The sequence below is a fragment of the Leisingera sp. ANG59 genome (genome assembly GCF_013317235.1).
Taxonomy (GTDB): Bacteria; Pseudomonadota; Alphaproteobacteria; order Rhodobacterales; family Rhodobacteraceae; genus Leisingera.
The window spans coordinates 1-16,981 of the sequence record NZ_WLCM01000064.1; the positions used below are offsets into that span (position 1 = coordinate 1).

16 protein-coding genes and 1 pseudogene are annotated in these 16,981 nt (G+C 61.8%); 9 read left to right on the forward strand and 8 right to left on the reverse strand.

What is annotated here, in order from left to right:
* Window positions 1–373: 373 nt before the first annotated feature.
* Genes GKC28_RS24535 through GKC28_RS24555 form a run of 5 tightly spaced genes read right to left on the reverse strand, consistent with a single transcriptional unit; the run spans window position 374 to window position 4,911 of the window.
* Window positions 374–757 carry a carboxymuconolactone decarboxylase family protein gene (locus GKC28_RS24535; protein WP_174149579.1) on the reverse strand — a complete coding sequence of 128 codons (384 nt, stop codon included), beginning with the start codon at window positions 755–757 and terminating at the stop codon, window positions 374–376.
* Window positions 754–1,458, reverse strand: coding sequence for a glutathione S-transferase (locus tag GKC28_RS24540; RefSeq protein ID WP_174149580.1), 705 nt, complete (start codon window positions 1,456–1,458; stop codon window positions 754–756). The genes GKC28_RS24535 and GKC28_RS24540 overlap by 4 nt, the downstream gene beginning before the upstream one ends.
* Before the next feature lie 4 nt (window positions 1,459–1,462).
* Complete coding sequence (locus GKC28_RS24545; protein WP_174149581.1) at window positions 1,463–2,917, reverse strand: aldehyde dehydrogenase family protein; 1,455 nt, start codon at window positions 2,915–2,917, stop codon at window positions 1,463–1,465.
* A 6-nt stretch (window positions 2,918–2,923) separates the two neighbouring features.
* Window positions 2,924–4,027 carry an aromatic ring-hydroxylating dioxygenase subunit alpha gene (locus GKC28_RS24550; protein ID WP_174149582.1) on the reverse strand — a complete coding sequence of 368 codons (1,104 nt, stop codon included), beginning with the start codon at window positions 4,025–4,027 and terminating at the stop codon, window positions 2,924–2,926.
* The gene (locus GKC28_RS24555; RefSeq protein WP_174149583.1) at window positions 4,024–4,911 is read right to left on the reverse strand and encodes a MurR/RpiR family transcriptional regulator; all 888 of its coding nucleotides are present in this window, start codon (window positions 4,909–4,911) and stop codon (window positions 4,024–4,026) included. Before GKC28_RS24555 ends, GKC28_RS24550 begins: the two co-directional genes overlap by 4 nt.
* Before the next feature lie 71 nt (window positions 4,912–4,982).
* Between GKC28_RS24555 and GKC28_RS24560 the strand changes: the two genes are divergently transcribed.
* The 4 genes from GKC28_RS24560 to GKC28_RS24575 all read left to right on the forward strand — a co-directional run bounded on the left by GKC28_RS24560 (window position 4,983) and on the right by GKC28_RS24575 (window position 10,728).
* A complete protein-coding gene (locus GKC28_RS24560; protein ID WP_174149584.1) occupies window positions 4,983–7,442 on the forward strand; it encodes an FAD-dependent oxidoreductase in 2,460 nt (819 codons plus the stop codon).
* Between the two features lie 253 nt (window positions 7,443–7,695).
* A complete protein-coding gene (locus GKC28_RS24565) occupies window positions 7,696–8,289 on the forward strand; it encodes a dimethylsulfonioproprionate lyase family protein (RefSeq protein ID WP_174149585.1) in 594 nt (197 codons plus the stop codon).
* The gene (locus GKC28_RS24570; RefSeq protein WP_174149586.1) at window positions 8,286–9,389 is read left to right on the forward strand and encodes a mandelate racemase/muconate lactonizing enzyme family protein; all 1,104 of its coding nucleotides are present in this window, start codon (window positions 8,286–8,288) and stop codon (window positions 9,387–9,389) included. The genes GKC28_RS24565 and GKC28_RS24570 overlap by 4 nt, the downstream gene beginning before the upstream one ends.
* Window positions 9,390–9,453: 64 nt before the next feature.
* The gene (locus tag GKC28_RS24575; protein WP_174149587.1) at window positions 9,454–10,728 is read left to right on the forward strand and encodes an aspartate aminotransferase family protein; all 1,275 of its coding nucleotides are present in this window, start codon (window positions 9,454–9,456) and stop codon (window positions 10,726–10,728) included.
* A gap of 57 nt (window positions 10,729–10,785) precedes the next feature.
* Here the strand turns inward: GKC28_RS24575 and GKC28_RS24580 are convergent, their stop codons facing one another.
* The 3 genes from GKC28_RS24580 to GKC28_RS24590 form a co-directional block, all read right to left on the reverse strand.
* Window positions 10,786–11,136: a RidA family protein gene (locus GKC28_RS24580; protein ID WP_174149588.1), complete on the reverse strand. Its 351-nt coding sequence runs from the start codon at window positions 11,134–11,136 to the stop codon at window positions 10,786–10,788.
* 44 nt (window positions 11,137–11,180) lie between these two features.
* Window positions 11,181–11,525: a hypothetical protein gene (locus GKC28_RS24585; protein WP_174149589.1), complete on the reverse strand. Its 345-nt coding sequence runs from the start codon at window positions 11,523–11,525 to the stop codon at window positions 11,181–11,183.
* A 95-nt stretch (window positions 11,526–11,620) separates the two neighbouring features.
* Entirely contained in the window at window positions 11,621–12,493 is an 873-nt protein-coding gene (locus GKC28_RS24590) for a MurR/RpiR family transcriptional regulator (protein ID WP_174149590.1), read from the reverse strand.
* 153 nt (window positions 12,494–12,646) lie between these two features.
* Here GKC28_RS24590 and GKC28_RS24595 point away from each other — a divergent pair, with 153 nt between their 5' ends.
* The 5 genes and pseudogenes from GKC28_RS24595 to GKC28_RS24615 form a co-directional block, all read left to right on the forward strand.
* The gene (locus GKC28_RS24595) at window positions 12,647–13,432 is read left to right on the forward strand and encodes an N-formylglutamate amidohydrolase (protein WP_174149591.1); all 786 of its coding nucleotides are present in this window, start codon (window positions 12,647–12,649) and stop codon (window positions 13,430–13,432) included.
* Window positions 13,425–14,021, forward strand: a complete 597-nt coding sequence (locus GKC28_RS24600; RefSeq protein WP_174149592.1) for a TRAP transporter small permease subunit — start codon at window positions 13,425–13,427, stop codon at window positions 14,019–14,021. Before GKC28_RS24595 ends, GKC28_RS24600 begins: the two co-directional genes overlap by 8 nt.
* Window positions 14,021–15,523 carry a TRAP transporter large permease subunit gene (locus GKC28_RS24605; protein WP_174149593.1) on the forward strand — a complete coding sequence of 501 codons (1,503 nt, stop codon included), beginning with the start codon at window positions 14,021–14,023 and terminating at the stop codon, window positions 15,521–15,523. Before GKC28_RS24600 ends, GKC28_RS24605 begins: the two co-directional genes overlap by 1 nt.
* A 51-nt stretch (window positions 15,524–15,574) precedes the next feature.
* Window positions 15,575–16,609 carry a TRAP transporter substrate-binding protein gene (locus tag GKC28_RS24610; protein WP_174149594.1) on the forward strand — a complete coding sequence of 345 codons (1,035 nt, stop codon included), beginning with the start codon at window positions 15,575–15,577 and terminating at the stop codon, window positions 16,607–16,609.
* Window positions 16,610–16,725: 116 nt separating this feature from the next.
* Window positions 16,726–16,981: pseudogene (locus tag GKC28_RS24615) on the forward strand (glutamine synthetase); the annotation flags it as partial.

The window sequence follows — 16,981 nt, forward strand, 5'->3', positions numbered from 1 at the left end:
TTCAGAAAAACGCCAAAATCCGCAAAGAAAAATCACAAATCAAACAAAATCAATACCTTACAGCAAAACAAAGTCAGAAACACTGACCCGCCTGCCGCAACACCAAACACCGCAATTCCAACCCAGAACCCCCAAATCAGATCCCCGCACCGCTTACCCACAGACTCAGCCCCCTTATCCACAGACCCAAAGCCAGGAATCGCAGACTCAAAGCCAGGAATCAAAGAAAGGCCAAGACCCAAGATTCCCCTCCCGCGACGCTTCATTCCAGCCAATGCAGCCCAGGAAACGCAAGCCGAGTGCCAAAGGGGCGCAGAGACCAGACTCAGAAAGGCGGCTCACGGGCCGCCTTCAAGAGCCTCGGAGAAGGCCATCAGCCCTGCTCTTCCAGCACTTTGCGGGCGGCGCGGAAGCATTCCAGAGCCTGGGGCACCCCGCAATAGATGCCGACCACATGGATGATGGCGCGGATCTCCTCCTTGGTAACGCCGTTGTTGATGGCGCCGCGGCAGTGGATCTCCCACTCATGCATCTTGCCCAGCGCGCCGATCATCGAGAGGTTCATCATCGAGCGGGTCTTGGCATCGATCACGTCATCGCCCCAGCCGAAGCCCCAGCACCAGGCGGTCATGGCTTCCTGGAACGGGCGGGTGAAGTCATCGGCCGCGGCCAGGTTCTTTTCGACATATTCGGCGCCGAGGGTGGACTTGCGCTGCTCCAACCCCTTGAGGAACAGATCCTCGTAAAATGTGCTCATGTTTTGGTCTCCATATTCAGCATGTTCAGCAGCGAGGCCTCGATCTGGCCTGCGCAGTATTTCGGTTCGTGGGCGGCCCAGTCATTAATGAGGGCGGCGATGGGGGGCTCGGCGGCGATCCGGCCTGCCAGGCCTTCCAGCACCGGCGCGTTATTATGCAACAGCAAGCGCAGCGGCGGCAGGCGGTCGATCATCGTGTGCCAGAGCGCGCCCAGCACCAGGTCCGCCAGGCCGGGGCGGTCCCTGCCCCACAGGCATCCTTTCCCAGCGGAGACGCCCGCCTCCACCACGATACGTTCGTGGATCTGCATCCAGCGCGGCAAGCGGTTGCCGTGGAAGTCTACCCAGCTTTCCGCGTCCCACATCAATGCACCGTGATAGCGGGTGATCTCGAACAGGATATCGGAGGCATCGCAGATCAGGCGCAGGGTCTGCTCAGGCTCCGTCAGCAGCTCGTATTCGCGGCCCAGCGCCATCAGGATCGCGGGCATCTGGCTGAGATGCGTGCCGGTCCGGGTGTCGGCCAGCAGGGGCGGCGCCATGAAGGGGTGCGGCTGGTCCGCCACACCCCGGTTTTTCAGCTCTGCCACTGCGTCGAATCCGGGCTCTTCCCACTCCTGGCCGGCATAGGCCAGCACGTAGCGGATGAAGTGGCCCCGGAACGGGATCGGCCAGTAATAGAGCTGGTAGCGCGCCGACATTGCCCTAGCCCTTCAGTTTCATGGCGATGTTCTTGGTCTGAACATAGTTCCACAGCGCCTCGCGGCCCTTTTCGCGGCCGTAGCCGGATTTGCCGTAGCCGCCAAAGGGCGTTTCGACGCCGCCGGCGTACCATTCGTTCACGAAGACCTGGCCTGCGCGGATCTGGCGGGCGCAGCGGGTGGCGCGGTCCAGGTCGCGGGTGAAGACGCCGCCGACCAGCCCGTATTCAGTGCTGTTGGCGATCCAGATTGCCTCGGCGTCAGACTGGAACTTGAGGACCGAGAGGACGGGGCCGAAGATTTCCTCGCTAGCGATGCTGTCCGACGGGGTGATGCCGGAGACCACAGTGGGAGCAAGGAACGCGCCCGCATTTCCGATGGGGGTGCCGCCGGTGACGATGGTGGCGCCGCTGGACTGGGCTTGCTGGACGATGCCCAGGGCACGGTCGCGCTGGGGCATGGAAACCATGGCCCCCATGTTGGCACCAAACTCGGTCCGGTCGATGCCGGGGCCAACACTCAGGCTTCGGGCCACGTTCGCCGCACGTTCAACCAGTTCGTCATGGCGGCTTTCGTGCACGATCACCCGGCTCATGGCGCTGCAGACCTGGCCTGCGTTGAAGTAGATGCCCCAGCGGATGTCGTTCTCAAACGCGTCGAGGTCGGCGTCCTCATGCACGATGGCGGCGGATTTGCCGCCGAGCTCGAGCACGCAAGGAACAACGTTCTGCGCGGCCGCGGTGGCGATGCGGATGCCGGTGGGGACGGAGCCGGTGAAGACGATCTGGTTCACCTGCGGATGGCCTGCCAGCGCCGCGCCGGCTTCATGCCCGTAACCGCAGAGCACGTTGACCGCACCGGCCGGGAAACCCGCGGCCTCCGCCGCGCGGGCGAGCCAGGCGTTCGTGAGCGGCGTAAGCTCTGGCGTCTTGATCACGCAGGCGTTGCCGGTGGCGAGTGCCGCCGACAGCGAGCGCGCGGTCATCTCCACCGGGTAGTTCCAGGGGATGATCTGGGCGGAGACACCCATCGGCTCATTCTCGGTCCAGTCGAAATAGCCGCTGCCCAGCGGGATCGAGCGGCCCTCCACCGTGCTGGCCTGGTTGCCGTAGTATTCGAAATAGAGCGCGGCGCCCTCGATCTCGATCCGGGATTCCCAGAGCGGCTTGCCCTGCTCCAGGGTCAGGACACGGGCGATTTCGTCGATGTGGTCGAGCAGGTAGCGGCCCATGGCCTGCACCATGCGGCCCCGCGCAATCGGGCGCAGGGCTGAAAGCTCGCCGGACAGGTGCACACGGCGGGCGGCCTGCACGGCGCGGTCCACGTCGGCGGCATCAGCCAGCGCGTGGCGGGCCAGAAGCTCGCCATTGGCCGGGTTGGTGACATCGATCCACCCTGCCCCGCCGGGCACCCAGGCGCCGTCGATATAGTTCAGCCATTCGGCATCAAGCTGTGTCATAGTCCGTTAGTTCCCTGCTTCCTGTAGGTCGCGGTCTGCCGCTTCGCGCATCCACTTCTGAAGATGCAGGATGGAATGTTCCGAGTTCACTCCGCAAGAGGGGTCGACCACCAAGGGGCCGGGAACATAGCCGCGGCTGTTCAGGCCGCGCTGCACCGATTCCACCAGATGGATATCTTCCTCCACCGTGGTGGCCCGGTCCTGCACCGCCATCCGGCGCACGGTTTCGTTGTCCTCGCCGCGGATTGAGTACCAGCCGCGCCAGACCACCACGTGATCGGCATCCACAGCGCGCCAGTGGTAGGTGTTCAAGAGGTTGCCGGGGTAGACCTGGAAGGAGAACATCGGCCACAGGAACCAGCTGGAGTATTTCTCGTTGTTCTCGAAGCCGGAGTTGATGTCATAGGTCATCTGGTCCAGCGAATTGCACTCGGTGGTGTGGCGCAGGCAGAAGCCCTGGGGCTGGATGTCGTAGGTTTCCGGCTTGATCACCCCGGTGGAGAAGGTCGGGTGATTGAGACTGCAATGGTAGCATTCAGAGTAGTTCTCGACCGAGACCTTCCAGTTGCAGTCTTCCGGGATCTCCACCCATTCCAGCGGCTTCAGGTCACCCCAGTTGGGCACAAAGCTTTCCAGCTCGCCGCGCACACCCGGGAACCAGTCGTCCATCGGTTTGGCCTCGGGGTCGAGGTTCACGAAGATGAAGCCCAGGAAGACCTCGGTGCGGACCTCGGTCAGGCAGATCTTGGACTTGTCGAACCCCTGCACCGACTTCAGGTTCGGCCCGGCGCGCAGCTGGCCGGTCAGCTCATAGGTCCAGGCGTGGTAAGGGCAAACCACAACCCGCGTCGTGCCCTCGCCCGAGACCAGCTGGTGGGCGCGGTGCTGGCAGACGTTGTAGAAGGTGCGGATCTCGCCATCGCGGCCCTTGATGCTGAACAGGCTTTCACCCGCCATCTCGAAAGCGAAATAGTCGCCGGGGTTTTCCAGCTGGCTGGCGTGGCCGGCAAACTGCCAGGTGCGGGCCAGCAGCCCCTTGCGCTCAGCCGCGAAGATGGCCGGGTCGGTATAATACCGTGCCTCCAGGGAATGGGTCAGAGGGGCGTTCATTCAGGTTCCTCCGCATAAAGGCCCAGCTGGTGCCTGCGTTTGTGAAATTTCTCCACCCGCTCCACGATTTCCTCGCTGGAGACCGCAATCACGAAAGAGAGCAGCGTTTCCAGCAGGGCGATGGTCGAGACGGATGACGGGAAGAATTGCGGCGTGTCGGCCGCGACGACAAAACCGTGATCCGCATTCAGGACCACGGGGCTGGCGGGGCTGTCGGAGATGCCGACAATGGTGACCCCCTGTTCGCGCGCGATGCGGATCGCATCGATCACTTCGGTGCGGTAGGGCTTGCAGGTCATGGCGATCAGCACATCCTGGCTGTCGGCCCATGCAAGGTCGTCCACAGCGGTGGAACCGGGCCGCGGGATGGCGTGGAATTGCTTCATGCCGGTGGAGGCAAGATAGGTGAAGTTGCGGGCGTTGGCGTTGTTGACGCCAACCCCAAGGGTAAAGACCTGCCGGGACTGCCAGATCGCCTGCGCCGCAGCTTCAAGCCCGTCCGCATCGATACCCGCAAAGGTCTCCTCGATATTGCGGATCGCGGCGCCCACCATATCGGCATAGAGCCCGCCCAGCTCACCGGACTTGCCGATATCCTGCAGCCAGCGCGCGCGGTCGGGGAAGGACACCCCGCCCCGGCGAATCGCTTCGCGGAACGGAGCCCGGAAATCCTCATATCCTTCGAAGCCCACCTGCCGCGCCATGCGGACAAAGGTATTGGGCTTCACATTCGCCGCCTCGGCAATCTCGCGCACGGTGGAAACCCCGACATCCGCAGGGTTTTCCAGCACATAGCGGGCCGCCTTCTGTGCCTCAGGGGTCAGCGCATCCCACTCTTCCGTGAGGCGCTCCAAAACAGTTAATGATACATTTGTGCCATTCATGATTGACGATGGTACAAATATGGAATTAGCCTGTCGAGCAGAAAAGCGACTCTGTAATCAGGAACGGCGAAATGGCTGAGAAAGAATTCCCGGCACAGGCCCGTGTGGTCATCGTGGGCGGCGGCGTTATGGGGGTGGGCCTGGCTTATCACCTGGCGCATGAGGGCTGGGGCCCAGAAGTGGTTCTCTTGGAGAAGGCCGAGCTGACTTCCGGCTCGACCTGGCACGCGGCGGGACAGATCACCCATTCCACCAGTTCCTTCGGGCTGGGCAAATGCGTGGACTACAACATCGGCCTTTATTCCGGGAAGCTGGAGGAAGAGACCGGCCAGGCAGTGACCTGGCACGGCTGCGGCTCCTTCCGCCTGGCCTATACCGAGGATGAGATGGACTGGCTGCGCTACACCCTATCCGTCGGGCGCTCCTTGGGGTTCTACATCGAACTGGTCGGCCCGGAAAAGGTCGCCGAGCTGCATCCCTTCTATAACCTCGAAGGGGTTCTGGGTGCGCTCTACACGCCCGATGACGGCCACGTCGACCCGACCAACGTGACCATGGCCCTGGCCGCCGGCGCCCGCCAGCTGGGAGCCCGCATCATCCGCCACTGCCGTGCCACCAACATCACCCAAGCCGACAATGGCGAGTGGATCGTCGAATCGGAAAAGGGCACCATCCGCTGCGAGCATGTGGTCAACGCCGGCGGCACCTATGCCCGCCAGATGGGCGAATGGTCCGGGCTGCAGCTGCCGATGACCTCGATGACCCACCACTACTTCGTGACCGAGCCGGTGCCGGAGTTCGAGGCACTGGACAAGGAACTGCCGGTGATCCGCGACGACAAGAAGGTCTCCGGCTACATCCGGATGGAGCAGAAGCGCGGCCTGATCGGGATCTACGAGAAGGAAGGCAGCAACTCGGTCTGGCACGACCACTGCCCCTGGGAATACGAGAACTGGCTGTTCGATGCCGACTATGACCGGGTGATGCCTTGGCTCGAGGAAAGCCTGAACCGGATGCCGATCTTTGCCGAGCTGGGGATCCAGCGCGAAGTGCATGGCGCGATCTCACATCCGCCGGATGGCAACCCGCTGATCGGCCCGGCGCCGGGCGTCAAGAACTACTGGTGCTGCTGCGGCACCCAGATCGGCATCGGCTGGGGCCCGGGCCTGACCCGCGAGCTGGCACGCTGGATGGTGCATGGCGCCGCGGACATTTCGATGCGCGAGTACGACCCGCGCCGCTTCGGGTCCTACGCCAGCAAGGACTGGCAAGTGACCAAGGCGCATGAGGACTACAAGCTGCGCCACGAGATCCCCTTCCCGCATTTCAACCGGCTGGCAGGCCGCCCAATCAAACCCTCGCCGCTTTTCGAGCGGCTGAAGGAAAAGGGCGCGGTTTATGAGGAGGTTTACGGCCACGAGCGCCCCCGCTGGTTTGCCAAAAACGGTGTGGAGCAGCGCGACCACTACTCCTTCAAGCGCAATGTGGTGCATGACATGGTCGGCACTGAGGTGAAGGCCGTGCGCAACAGCGTTGGCATCATGGACATCTCCGCCTTCACCAAGGTCGAGGTCTCAGGCCCCGGCGCCGCGGCCCTCTTGGACCGGCTGACCGCCAACCGCCTGCCGCAAAAGGTTGGCGGCATTGCCCTCACCCATATGCTGAACCGCCGCGGCCGGATCGAGCTGGAAACCACCGTGGTGAATCTGGCCCGCGACAGCTATTACCTGGTCTGCGCCGCCTTCTTCGAACAGCGGCTGCTGGACCACCTGAACCAGAACCTCGCGGGCGAAGAAGTGGAGATCACAACGCTTTCCACCGATTGGGCCGCCCTCGCTATCAATGGCCCGAAAGCCCGCGAGGTCCTGGGTGCCTGCACAGATGCGGATCTGACCAACGCCGGCTTCAAATGGCTGACCGCGCAGCAGATCGAGGTTGCAGGGCACAAACTCTGGGCCTTCCGCATGTCCTATGCGGGGGAACTCGGCTGGGAACTGCACATCCCGCGCGGCAGCACCCTGGCGGTTTATGACGCGCTTTGGACGGCTGGCGAGGCACATGGCATTGCCGACTACGGCTCCTTCGCCATGAACGCGATGCGGATGGAAAAGGGCTTCAAGGGCGCAGGCGAACTCACCAACGAGGTGACCCTGGCCGAAGCGGATGTGCTGCGCTTTGCCCGCACTGACAAGGAGTATCTGGGCAAGGACAAGACGCTCAACGATGCGGACAAACCCTGGGTCTGCGCCTATCTGGAGATCGAACCGGACGGCATAGAGGACGGCCACGGCGGCGAGGCAATCCTGCTGGACGGCAAGGTTGTGGGCGCCACCGCCTCAGTCGCCTATGGCCATACCGTCGGCAAGATTCTGGCCTTTGCCTATGTCAAGCCGCACGCCAATGTGCCGGGCACTGAGATCGAAGTGGTGATCGCAGGCAAGCCGCGCCAAGGCCGGATCCTGGGCGCTCCCGCCTATGACCCCGAAAGCCTGCTGCCCCGCACCGACGCCGCGCTCTCCCCGGCCGAGTAAACAGAACCCGGCTCTCTCCCTCTTCTTTGTGAAAATACTCCGGGACGGAGCCAAAGGCGGGGGCAGCGCCACGCTCCCCATTGCCAAAAGGGATACGCAAACAATGACCCTGCCCGAAACCATAAAGGCGATGGTCCTGACCGGCCACGGCGGCCTGGACAAATACGAGTGGCGCCAGGATTGGCCGGACTTGGTGTAAACCCGGAAGACGGCATGCTCGGCGATCCGGTTGCGGTGTATGGAGGCTGAAAAGATGCCAGCGAAGCTATTGCAGGAACTGAAACAGCTTGCCGCCCGAACTGAAGGGCTGAGCTGGTTTGCCGCGAGAATGCGGGACCTGCAAGTATTGGAGATTGCCCCCCTCCGCCTGCCGGTCTGCGATAGGATCGAGAAGGTTGATGATACAGGCAGGCAGGTCAGCAGGGATACAGCGCCTGCTGTAGAGGCGCTGCCCCTCGCCCTGCCCCGCCTGCGCTGGCCGCAGTCCTACACTGGGGCAGACGGGTTCCCGCGCAAGTGGCTGGACAACTACGGTTGGGTCAATCTGGTTTCGCCGGAAGGCCTGTACCAGAGCAGCGAAATGCGTCTATCGATCGGCTATTGGGGCGCCGGGCAGCTCTATAGCGAGCACCCGCATGCGCCAGAGGAAACCTACTTGATCCTCGCAGGACGGGCCCGGTTCCGTTCCGAGGGCCGCCTGCCACGCGATGCCGGTCCCGGAGGCACAATCCACCACGCACCGCACCAGAAACACGCCATTGACATGATACCAGGCCCGCTGCTGGCGGCAGCCTTCTGGCGCGGAGATGAACTGTTGAAGAAATCCGACTTGGGAGCGCGCAAATGAAAATCACCCGGATATCCCTGTGGCATGTGCCGCTGACCAGCCACACCGCCTATCACATGGCCGAAGGCAAGACCTGCGACTCGGTCGAAAGCGTGGTTTTGGCATTGGACACCGATTCCGGCATGACCGGCTGGGGCGAGGTCTGCCCGATCCCGCACTACCTGCCCGCCTATGCCCGCGGCGTTGTGCCTGCGCTCGAGGAGCTGGCACCAGTACTTTTGGGCGCCGATCCCGTGGGGCCAGAGGCGTTGATGGCCAGGCTCGATCATTGGCTGCAAGGGCACCCTTATGCCAAATCCGCCATCGACATCGCCCTGTGGGACCTGACGGCACAGGCGGCAAACCTGCCGCTTCATGCGCTGCTGGGCGGGCAGCGGCAGGCGGACATGCCGCTTTATCACTCGATCACCTGCATTGCGCCAGTAGAGATGGCACGCATTGCCCGCGAGGCACAGGAAACCGGCATCGCCCAGTTTCAAGTGAAACTGGGCGCTGACCGCGATTGGCAAGCCGATGCGGCCCGCCTGCAGCTGGTGCGGGAGGCCGTCGGGAACGGGCCACTGGTCTATGGCGACTGGAACTGCGGCGCCACCTCGCTGGACGCCTCGCGTGTCGGCCGGGCTGTGGCGGATCTGGACATCATGCTGGAGCAACCCTGCGCAACCATTGAGGATTGCGCGCGGGTGCGCTCAGCCTGCGGGCTGCCTATGAAGCTGGACGAAAACGCCCATGACACGGCATCGCTGCTGGCCGGGCATGCGGCAGGCGTGATGGATGCGGTGGCAATCAAACTGTCGAAATTCGGCGGCCTGTCGGCCTCGCGCCGTGCACGCGATCTTTGCCAGCACTTGGGCGCTAAAATGTGCATTGAAGACACTTGGGGATCTGACATCACCACTGCGGCACTGTTGCATCTAGGGGCAGCTACCGATCCGCTTCGGCTGATGAATGTCTGCGATCTGTCCTCTTACGTCAGCCCGCGGCTGGACCCGGCCGGACCAGAGCGCCGCAATGGACGTATCACCCCGCCCTCCGGCCCCGGTCTCGGCGTGCGCCCCGACCGCGCGGGGATGGGGGCTCCCGCAGCTGTGATCGAATAGTTTTTGACTTTTTGATCAAAAATTTTCCAACTAGGCCAACCCAGCCCAAACAGGAACCAAAAACATGGAAAAGATCCTAACCCAGGCCGAGTGGATTGACCGCGCCAAAGCAGTGCTGCCCGCCGGCGGCTTTGGCAACTTCGATCCCGGCATCACTATCCGCGAGGGCAAGGGCTCGCGTGTTTGGGACGAAGATGGCAAGGAGTACATTGACTACCTGATTGGTTCCGGCCCGATGATGCTGGGCCACGGCCATCCTGAGGTGCTGGAGGCCGTTCTGGAGCAACTGCCCAAAGGTATGACCTTCTTTGCCAGCAACGCCCGCGGCATTGAATTGGCCGAGGAGATCTGCCGCGCGGTGCCCTGCGCAGAACAGTTGCGCTATGTCTCCACCGGCGGCGAAGCGGACATGTATGCAATCCGGTTGGCCCGTGCCTTCACCGGCCGCACCAAGATCGTCAAGTTCGAGGGCGGCTACCATGGCATGTCGGCAGAAGCGCAGATGAGCCTGGCCCCTACCAGGCGGGTGAATTTCCCGCAGGCCATTCCGGACAGCGCCGGCATCCCGCCGTCCGTTGCAGCAGAGGTTCTGGTCGCGCCCTTCAATGACTTCGAATACATCAAGCAGCTGATGGCGGAGCACGGGCACGAGATCGCGGCCATCATCGCTGAGCCGCTGCAGCGTATCGTGCCGCCGCTGCCGGGCTTCCTGCAGCTCTTGCGCGAAGAAACCCAAAAGCACGGAAGCCTTTTGATCTTTGACGAAGTCGTCACCGGATTCCGCTCCACCTACGGCGGCGGTCAGGAGCTTTATGGTGTGACGCCGGATTTGGCGACGCTGGGCAAGGTGATCGGCGGCGGCTTCCCGCTGGCCGCCATTGTGGGGCGCGCCGACATCATGCGGCATTTCGACAAGGCGGAAGTGGGCGCCGAAGGCTGGCTTATGCAGCTGGGCACGCTGTCAGGCAATCCGGTGGCCGCTGTTGCGGGCCTTAAGACCATGGAAATTCTACGCCGCGAGGGTTCCTATGACCATTTGAACAGCACCGGCCTGCGGCTGATGCAGATGACAAGCGCAGCACTGGAAGAGGCCGGGGTACCGTTTCAGATTGTCGGTGAACCTGCATTATTCGAGGTCGTCTTCACTGATGCTAAAGTGCGCGATTACCGGGACACCCAGGCCGGAAATGCCGAACGCACCAAGCGCTATAACGAGGTGCTGCGCCAGGAAGGCATCTTCAAATCGCCGGGCAAGACCTACCCCAGCCTGGCGCTGACAGAGGTGGATCTGGACCAGACCGAAACCGCCATCAGGAAGGCCGCCGCGGCTCTGGACTAATACCCAAACGAAAAGGCGGGCCAGACGCCCGCCTTTGTTCGCATGATCAAAAGGCTTTTACGCCTTGGCCGCGGTCACTATAAGTTCCACCAGAAAATCCTCGCGCGCCAGCTTGGCTTCACCGCAGGCACGCGCAGGGGCGTGGCCCTCCGGCACCCAGGCATCCCAGACAGCATTCATTTCAGCAAAATCCTTCATGTCGGCCAGCCAGATAACGGTCTGGACGATACGCGTCTTGTCGCTGCCCGCCTCTGCCAGCAGTGCGTCGATCTTATCCAGGCAGTCCTGGGTCTGCTGCGCCACACTGGCGCCGGCAGTGCCAACCTGCCCGGCCAAATAGATGGTATCGCCGTGTGTCACAATCTGGCTCATACGCTGGCCAGTGTGGCTGCGGGTAATTTCTGACATCTCTTATCCTTGGAATAACTGTTGCTCTACTTCTGCCGCCGCCCTTACTGGGACAGCAGCCATTTGCCCTCAGACGGACAGAATTTCCGGCGGGCCTGCTTTGGCGTCTGATCGTCTTTGACAAAGGCCTGGTGCTGCAAAAGAACGCAATCGCCCTCTTTGCCCGCCACCTGCACCTCGCCGTGCGCGCCGCTGTCTGGGTTGCTCCACTTGGCCCGTTTACCGCCCTGCGCCTCAGCCAGCAGGGTTTGCTCAGCCTGCCGCATGATGTTGGTGTCCTGCGGTGTCAGACCGGACTTGGCCAGAATACGGCTGAGAGGATTGGCCGCTGCGGGCGCGGCGACCAATGCTGCCAGGGCAGCAGCTTTCAGAATTCCGGAAAAACGCATGTGAATACTCCTGCCTGAATGAAAACGGCTTAAAAACCAGTAATGCGCAACCGGCTGGCAATGTCCATGCGCCGGTTCAAGAGAAGCTGACCGGATCAGGAGAACTTACGGAACAGCCGGGTCATATCAAACAACTCGTCCAGCCGGTCGTAGCGGTCCTTGGTCTTGTCCCAGCTCTCTTCCTGTGTGGCGGCGATCATCGCCTCCAGCAGCATCATGGTGGATATGTTGGAGTCCCAGGCCGACGGGATTTCGACCCAGCAGTTAAAGGTATGTTCGGCAACTGAGGCAATTGGGCTGGCCCATTGATCCGTGATCAGAACGATCTTTACCCCGCGATCGGAAGCCAGCTCGGCCAGCCTTTGCAGGTTGGTTTCGTACCGGCGCACGTCGAACATCAAGAGCGTATCGCCCTCTACCATGTCCAGCACATAATGCGGCCAGGTGGCCGAGGAAGAGGTCATATGAGTGACCCGCTGCCGGATCGCCTGGAAATGCGTAAAGGCATAGTCCGCCAGCGCCCGGGTGATGCGGCCGCCGACCACATAAAGCCGCCCCTCTGTATTGGCGAGCTGATGCACTGCAGCGTCGAATTGGGCCGAGTCGATATTGGAAAACGTCTGCTGCAGGTTGTCAGTCACGGCCTGTGCAAATCTGTTCAGCAGGTGGCCTTCAGGCGCCTCGGAAGCCCAGTTGTCACGCCGCTTGGTGGGGCCGGAAACTTTTGCTTCAAGTTCCTTCAGCAACGCCTGATGGAATTGCGGATAGCCCTTGAAGCCCAGTTTTTGAACCATCCGGGCCACCGTCGGCGTGGAAACCTCGGCATTACCCGCCACGATGGTGATCGAGGCCAGCCCCGCTGCAGGATAGTTCTCCAACAACAAATTCGCGAACTTTCGCTCAGATTGGGTCAGCGACGAATAATTCTCGCGGATCAACTCGCGGACGGTGGCAGGCGGTTTTGACAACGGCGCATTCCTGTTTTTGAACAGACACTTTCTATCCCGGAACCGGTCTGAAAAGAAAGTTTCAGGAACTTTTGTCCAGAACCGATCATGAAAAGATATTGACACAAATATCTCTTCATGGAAACATTTTTCCAATTCGCAGGGAGGCCGCAGATGCACGAGAGTGATTCTCACACTCAGGGGGACGCAGTGGAGGTGGTGAACCGTAACGGCACCAGCCCGGTCCTGCTGCTGTGCGAGCATGCCTCCAGCAACATCCCGGCCAGATACGACGGGCTGGGATTGCGCGAGGCCGACCGGCTGAGCCATGCTGCCTGGGATCCGGGTGCCCGCGCGGTGGCACTGCACATGTCCAAAGCGCTGAACGCCCCGCTGGTCGCCAGCAGGGTGTCGCGGCTGATCTATGACTGCAACCGCCCGCCCGAGGCCGCCAGCGCCATGCCGGAGAAATCCGAGCTGGTGGAGGTGCCCGGCAACAAGGGATTGACCGCTGAGCAGCGCCGAGAACGTGTGGACACGGTCTATACACCGTTCTGCGAGACCGTTTCTGCCATGACCAAAGCCCGCAGGGAAGCCGGCCTGCAGACTATCCTGGTCACCATGCACAGCTTCACGCCGGTCTATTTCGGCAAGCAGCGCGCGGTTGAAATCGGCATCCTGCATGACGACGACAGCCGGTTGGCAGACGCGATGCTGGCCGAAGCCCCTGCCCTGCCGCACCGCCGTGTCGAACGCAACGAGCCCTACGGCCCGGCTGACGGTGTCACCCACTCGTTGAGAATCCATGGGCTGGCGCATGGGCTTGCCAATGTGATGATCGAAATCCGCAACGACCTCCTGCGCTCCCCCGCGGACGAACAGGCGATGGCGGAAGAGATGCTGACCCTGCTGCGCCCGGCGCTTGCCGCACTCACGGCTGAAGGAGGCCCCGATGCCTAGAGTGATCACCGCCTATGTGCGCGGCATCGACGCGATGAACCGCTTCATTGGCCGCTTTGCCATGTACCTGATCTTTGCACTCATCGGTGTGTTGCTGTGGTCGTCGGTTTCCAAGACCTTCTTCAACCCGTCGCTGTGGACGCTGGAAACCGCGCAGTTCGTGATGGTCGCCTATTATGTGCTGGGCGGCCCGTACTCCATACAGATGGGATCGAATGTGCGTATGGACCTGTTTTACGGCGCCTGGCCCACAAAGACCAAGGCGATGGTCGATGCCTTCACGGTGCTTTTCCTCATCACCTACCTGGTGATTCTGATGTACGGCGCGCTCAGTTCCACCGCCTATTCCCTGGGCTATTTCGGGCTGGAGCCGGTGCAGTTCTTCTGGGGTCTGCTAAAGACGCTTTTGACCGAAGGTCCCACGGCCGCCGGTGAAAAGCTCGGCTATCTGGAGCGCAGCTCCACCGCTTGGCGGCCGTTTCTGTGGCCTGTCAAAACCATCCTCTGCTTCGGCGTCTTTCTGATGCTGCTGCAATGCCTTGCCGAACTGTTCCGGGATATCGGACGCCTGCGCGGAGTTGAAATCTGATGTCCTACGAATGGATCGCCATTGTGATGTTTGCCGGCATGATGCTCATGCTGATGACCGGCCAGCGGGTTTTCGGCGCCATCGGCTTTGTCGGCGCGGTAGCGGGCATGCTGCTGTGGGGCACCGGCGGGGTGGAGATCCCCTTCTCCGCTGCGATGAAGCTGATGAAATGGTATCCGCTGCTGACACTGCCGATGTTCATCTTCATGGGCTACGTGCTGTCGGAATCGAAGATTGCCGACGACCTTTACCGGATGTTCCACGTGTGGATGGGGCCGGTGAAAGGCGGGCTGGCGATCGGCACCATCGGCCTGATGGTCCTGATCTCTGCAATGAACGGCCTGTCGGTGGCAGGCATGGCGATTGGCGCCACCATCGCGCTGCCGGAGCTGCTGCGCCGCGGCTATGACAAGATCCTGGTCACTGGCACCATCCAGGCGGGCTCTTCGCTTGGCATCCTGGTGCCGCCCTCCGTGGTGTTGGTGCTTTATGCGATGATCGCGCGCCAGCCGGTGGGGCAGCTGTGGCTGGCCGGCGTGATCCCGGGCCTGCTGATGGCCACGATGTTCATCATCTACATCTACGTCCGCGCCCGTATGCAGCCGCATCTCGGCCCCGCGATGCATCCCGAGGATCTCGCCGAATACGAGCAGGTTACAGATCACCCGGTGCGCCTGAACTACATCATCCTCGCTGCGCTGGTGCTGGTGCCCCTGATGATCCTGACCGGCGCTATGGCAACCGAACATGCGCTGGGTCTGGGCCTAGCCCTGGGCGCACTGTCCTTTGCCACCCGCAGGAACCCGCTGTTCTACCGGGATGTATTCATGAAGGAAAAATACCGGCTTCTGTTCTCAGGCGTGCTGCCGCTGGCGATTTTCGCCGCGATGATGGTTCCCTTCGTGAACGGCTGGACCTCCTTGGTCGAAAGCTCGGCCATCGGCGCAATCACCGCCTTCCTCGCCGCGGTGCTGAAGGGGCGGATGACCAAGGAGGTGTTTGAAACCTCGGTGCGCTCGACCCTTGGCATTTCCTGCATGTTCATGTGGATCATTCTGGCGGCCCTGGCCTTTGGCGCGATTTTCGACGGGCTTGGGGCGGTCAAAGCGATCGAGGACCTCTTCACCACCAAGCTGGGCCTCAGCCCCTGGATGATCCTTATCCTGATGCAGCTGAGCTTCATCATCATGGGCACTTTCCTTGATGACACGGCAATGCTGGTGATCGTGGCACCGCTCTATGTGCCGCTGGTCGGCGCGCTCGGGTTCGACCTGATCTGGTACGGCGTGCTCTATACCATCACTACCCAGATCGCCTATATGACGCCGCCCTTCGGCTACAACCTGTTCTTGATGCGCGCGATGGCGCCGCCGGAGATCGGGCTGAAGGACATCTACGTCTCAATCATACCCTTTGCCGCGGTGATGGTGCTGGCGCTCGCCCTGATCATGATGTTCCCGCAGATTGCTCTGTGGCTACCGGAATATGTCTACGGAAAATAACCAAGGAGAGTCCCGGCAAGGGGCCGGATGTTTCAACAAGGAGTGAGAATTATGACAACAAGACGTAAGTTTTTGCAGTCCGCCGGCGCTGGCGCCATGGCAGCCCCGCTGGCCACCCCGGCACTGGCCCAGTCCACCATCAAATGGCGGATGCAGACCTATGCCGGCGCAGCCCTGGCCGAACATGTGGTGAAACCCGCCATCGATATGTTCAACAAAATCGCCGGCGACCGCATGCAGATCGAGCTTTACTACGCCGACCAGCTGGTCCCGACAGGCGAGCTGTTCCGCGCCATGCAGCGCGGCACCATCGACGCGGTGCAATCGGATGACGACTCGATGGCCTCGCCCACCGAAGTCACCGTGTTCGGCGGCTACTTCCCCTTCGCCTCCCGTTACTCGCTGGACGTGCCGGTGCTGTTCAACCAGTACGGCCTGAACGAGATCTGGGACGAGGAATATTCCAAGGTCGGCGTCAAGCACATCTCGGCCGGCGCCTGGGACCCCTGCCACTTCGCCACCAAGGACCCAATTAATTCGCTGGAAGACCTCAAAGGCAAGCGCGTCTTTACCTTCCCGACCGCGGGGCGCTTCCTGGCGCAGTTCGGCGTGGTGCCGGTCACCCTGCCCTGGGAAGACATCGAAGTCGCAGTGCAGACCGGCGAACTGGACGGCATCGCCTGGTCCGGCATCACCGAAGACTACACCGTCGGCTGGGCTGACGTGACCGACTACTTCCTGACCAACAACATCTCCGGTGCCTGGGCAGGGTCGTTCTTTGCCAACCAGGGCCGCTGGAACGAATTGCCGGAAGACCTGCAGACCCTGTTCCGCGTCTGCTGCGACCAGTCGCATTATTACCGCCAGTGGTGGTACTGGGGCGGCGAAGCGTCCCTGCGTGTGAACGGCGACAAGATGAAGCTCACCACCATTCCGGACAACGAATGGCAGCAGGTCGAAGACGCGGCGGTGAAGTTCTGGGATGAAATCGCAGCCGAGTCCGAGACCAAGGCGAAAGTTGTGGAGATCTTCAAGAAGTATAACGCTGACATGCAGAAGGCCGGCCGACCCTACCGCTACGGCTAAGGCTTGCGCTGAAACACGGGATTTGGCCTGCGCCGCAGCGGGCCAAATTCCTTACTCAAGGAATTTGCCAAAACTTTTGAGGAAAAGTTTTGCGCGCAACAGACAAAGGGCCGCTCATGCTCTCCTTCGACACTCTTAAGGACCAGGTTGCTTCGGGCGCGGTTGACACCGTTCTGGTCTGCCTTGTGGACATGCAGGGCCGCCTGATGGGCAAGCGCTTCCACGCCAAGCATTTCGTGAATGGCGCCTGGGAGGAAACCCACTGCTGCAACTACCTCTTGGCCACCGACCTGGCGATGGCAACGCCGGACGGTTATGCCTCGACCAGCTGGGAGCGCGGCTATGGCGACTATGTGATGAAGCCCGACCTCT

What these genes read in the sequence shown, in the direction of transcription:
- GKC28_RS24560 (WP_174149584.1), top strand. Translation starts at nt 4,983, where the DNA reads ATGGCTGAGAAAGAATTCCCGGCACAGGCCCGTGTGGTCATCGTGGGC.
- GKC28_RS24535 (WP_174149579.1), bottom strand. Translation starts at nt 757, where the DNA reads ATGAGCACATTTTACGAGGATCTGTTCCTCAAGGGGTTGGAGCAGCGC.
- GKC28_RS24605 (WP_174149593.1), top strand. Translation starts at nt 14,021, where the DNA reads ATGTCCTACGAATGGATCGCCATTGTGATGTTTGCCGGCATGATGCTC.
- GKC28_RS24565 (WP_174149585.1), top strand. Translation starts at nt 7,696, where the DNA reads ATGCCAGCGAAGCTATTGCAGGAACTGAAACAGCTTGCCGCCCGAACT.
- GKC28_RS24570 (WP_174149586.1), top strand. Translation starts at nt 8,286, where the DNA reads ATGAAAATCACCCGGATATCCCTGTGGCATGTGCCGCTGACCAGCCAC.
- GKC28_RS24550 (WP_174149582.1), bottom strand. Translation starts at nt 4,027, where the DNA reads ATGAACGCCCCTCTGACCCATTCCCTGGAGGCACGGTATTATACCGAC.
- GKC28_RS24540 (WP_174149580.1), bottom strand. Translation starts at nt 1,458, where the DNA reads ATGTCGGCGCGCTACCAGCTCTATTACTGGCCGATCCCGTTCCGGGGC.
- GKC28_RS24585 (WP_174149589.1), bottom strand. Translation starts at nt 11,525, where the DNA reads ATGCGTTTTTCCGGAATTCTGAAAGCTGCTGCCCTGGCAGCATTGGTC.
- GKC28_RS24575 (WP_174149587.1), top strand. Translation starts at nt 9,454, where the DNA reads ATGGAAAAGATCCTAACCCAGGCCGAGTGGATTGACCGCGCCAAAGCA.
- GKC28_RS24610 (WP_174149594.1), top strand. Translation starts at nt 15,575, where the DNA reads ATGACAACAAGACGTAAGTTTTTGCAGTCCGCCGGCGCTGGCGCCATG.
- GKC28_RS24545 (WP_174149581.1), bottom strand. Translation starts at nt 2,917, where the DNA reads ATGACACAGCTTGATGCCGAATGGCTGAACTATATCGACGGCGCCTGG.
- GKC28_RS24580 (WP_174149588.1), bottom strand. Translation starts at nt 11,136, where the DNA reads ATGTCAGAAATTACCCGCAGCCACACTGGCCAGCGTATGAGCCAGATT.
- GKC28_RS24595 (WP_174149591.1), top strand. Translation starts at nt 12,647, where the DNA reads ATGCACGAGAGTGATTCTCACACTCAGGGGGACGCAGTGGAGGTGGTG.
- GKC28_RS24600 (WP_174149592.1), top strand. Translation starts at nt 13,425, where the DNA reads ATGCCTAGAGTGATCACCGCCTATGTGCGCGGCATCGACGCGATGAAC.
- GKC28_RS24555 (WP_174149583.1), bottom strand. Translation starts at nt 4,911, where the DNA reads ATGAATGGCACAAATGTATCATTAACTGTTTTGGAGCGCCTCACGGAA.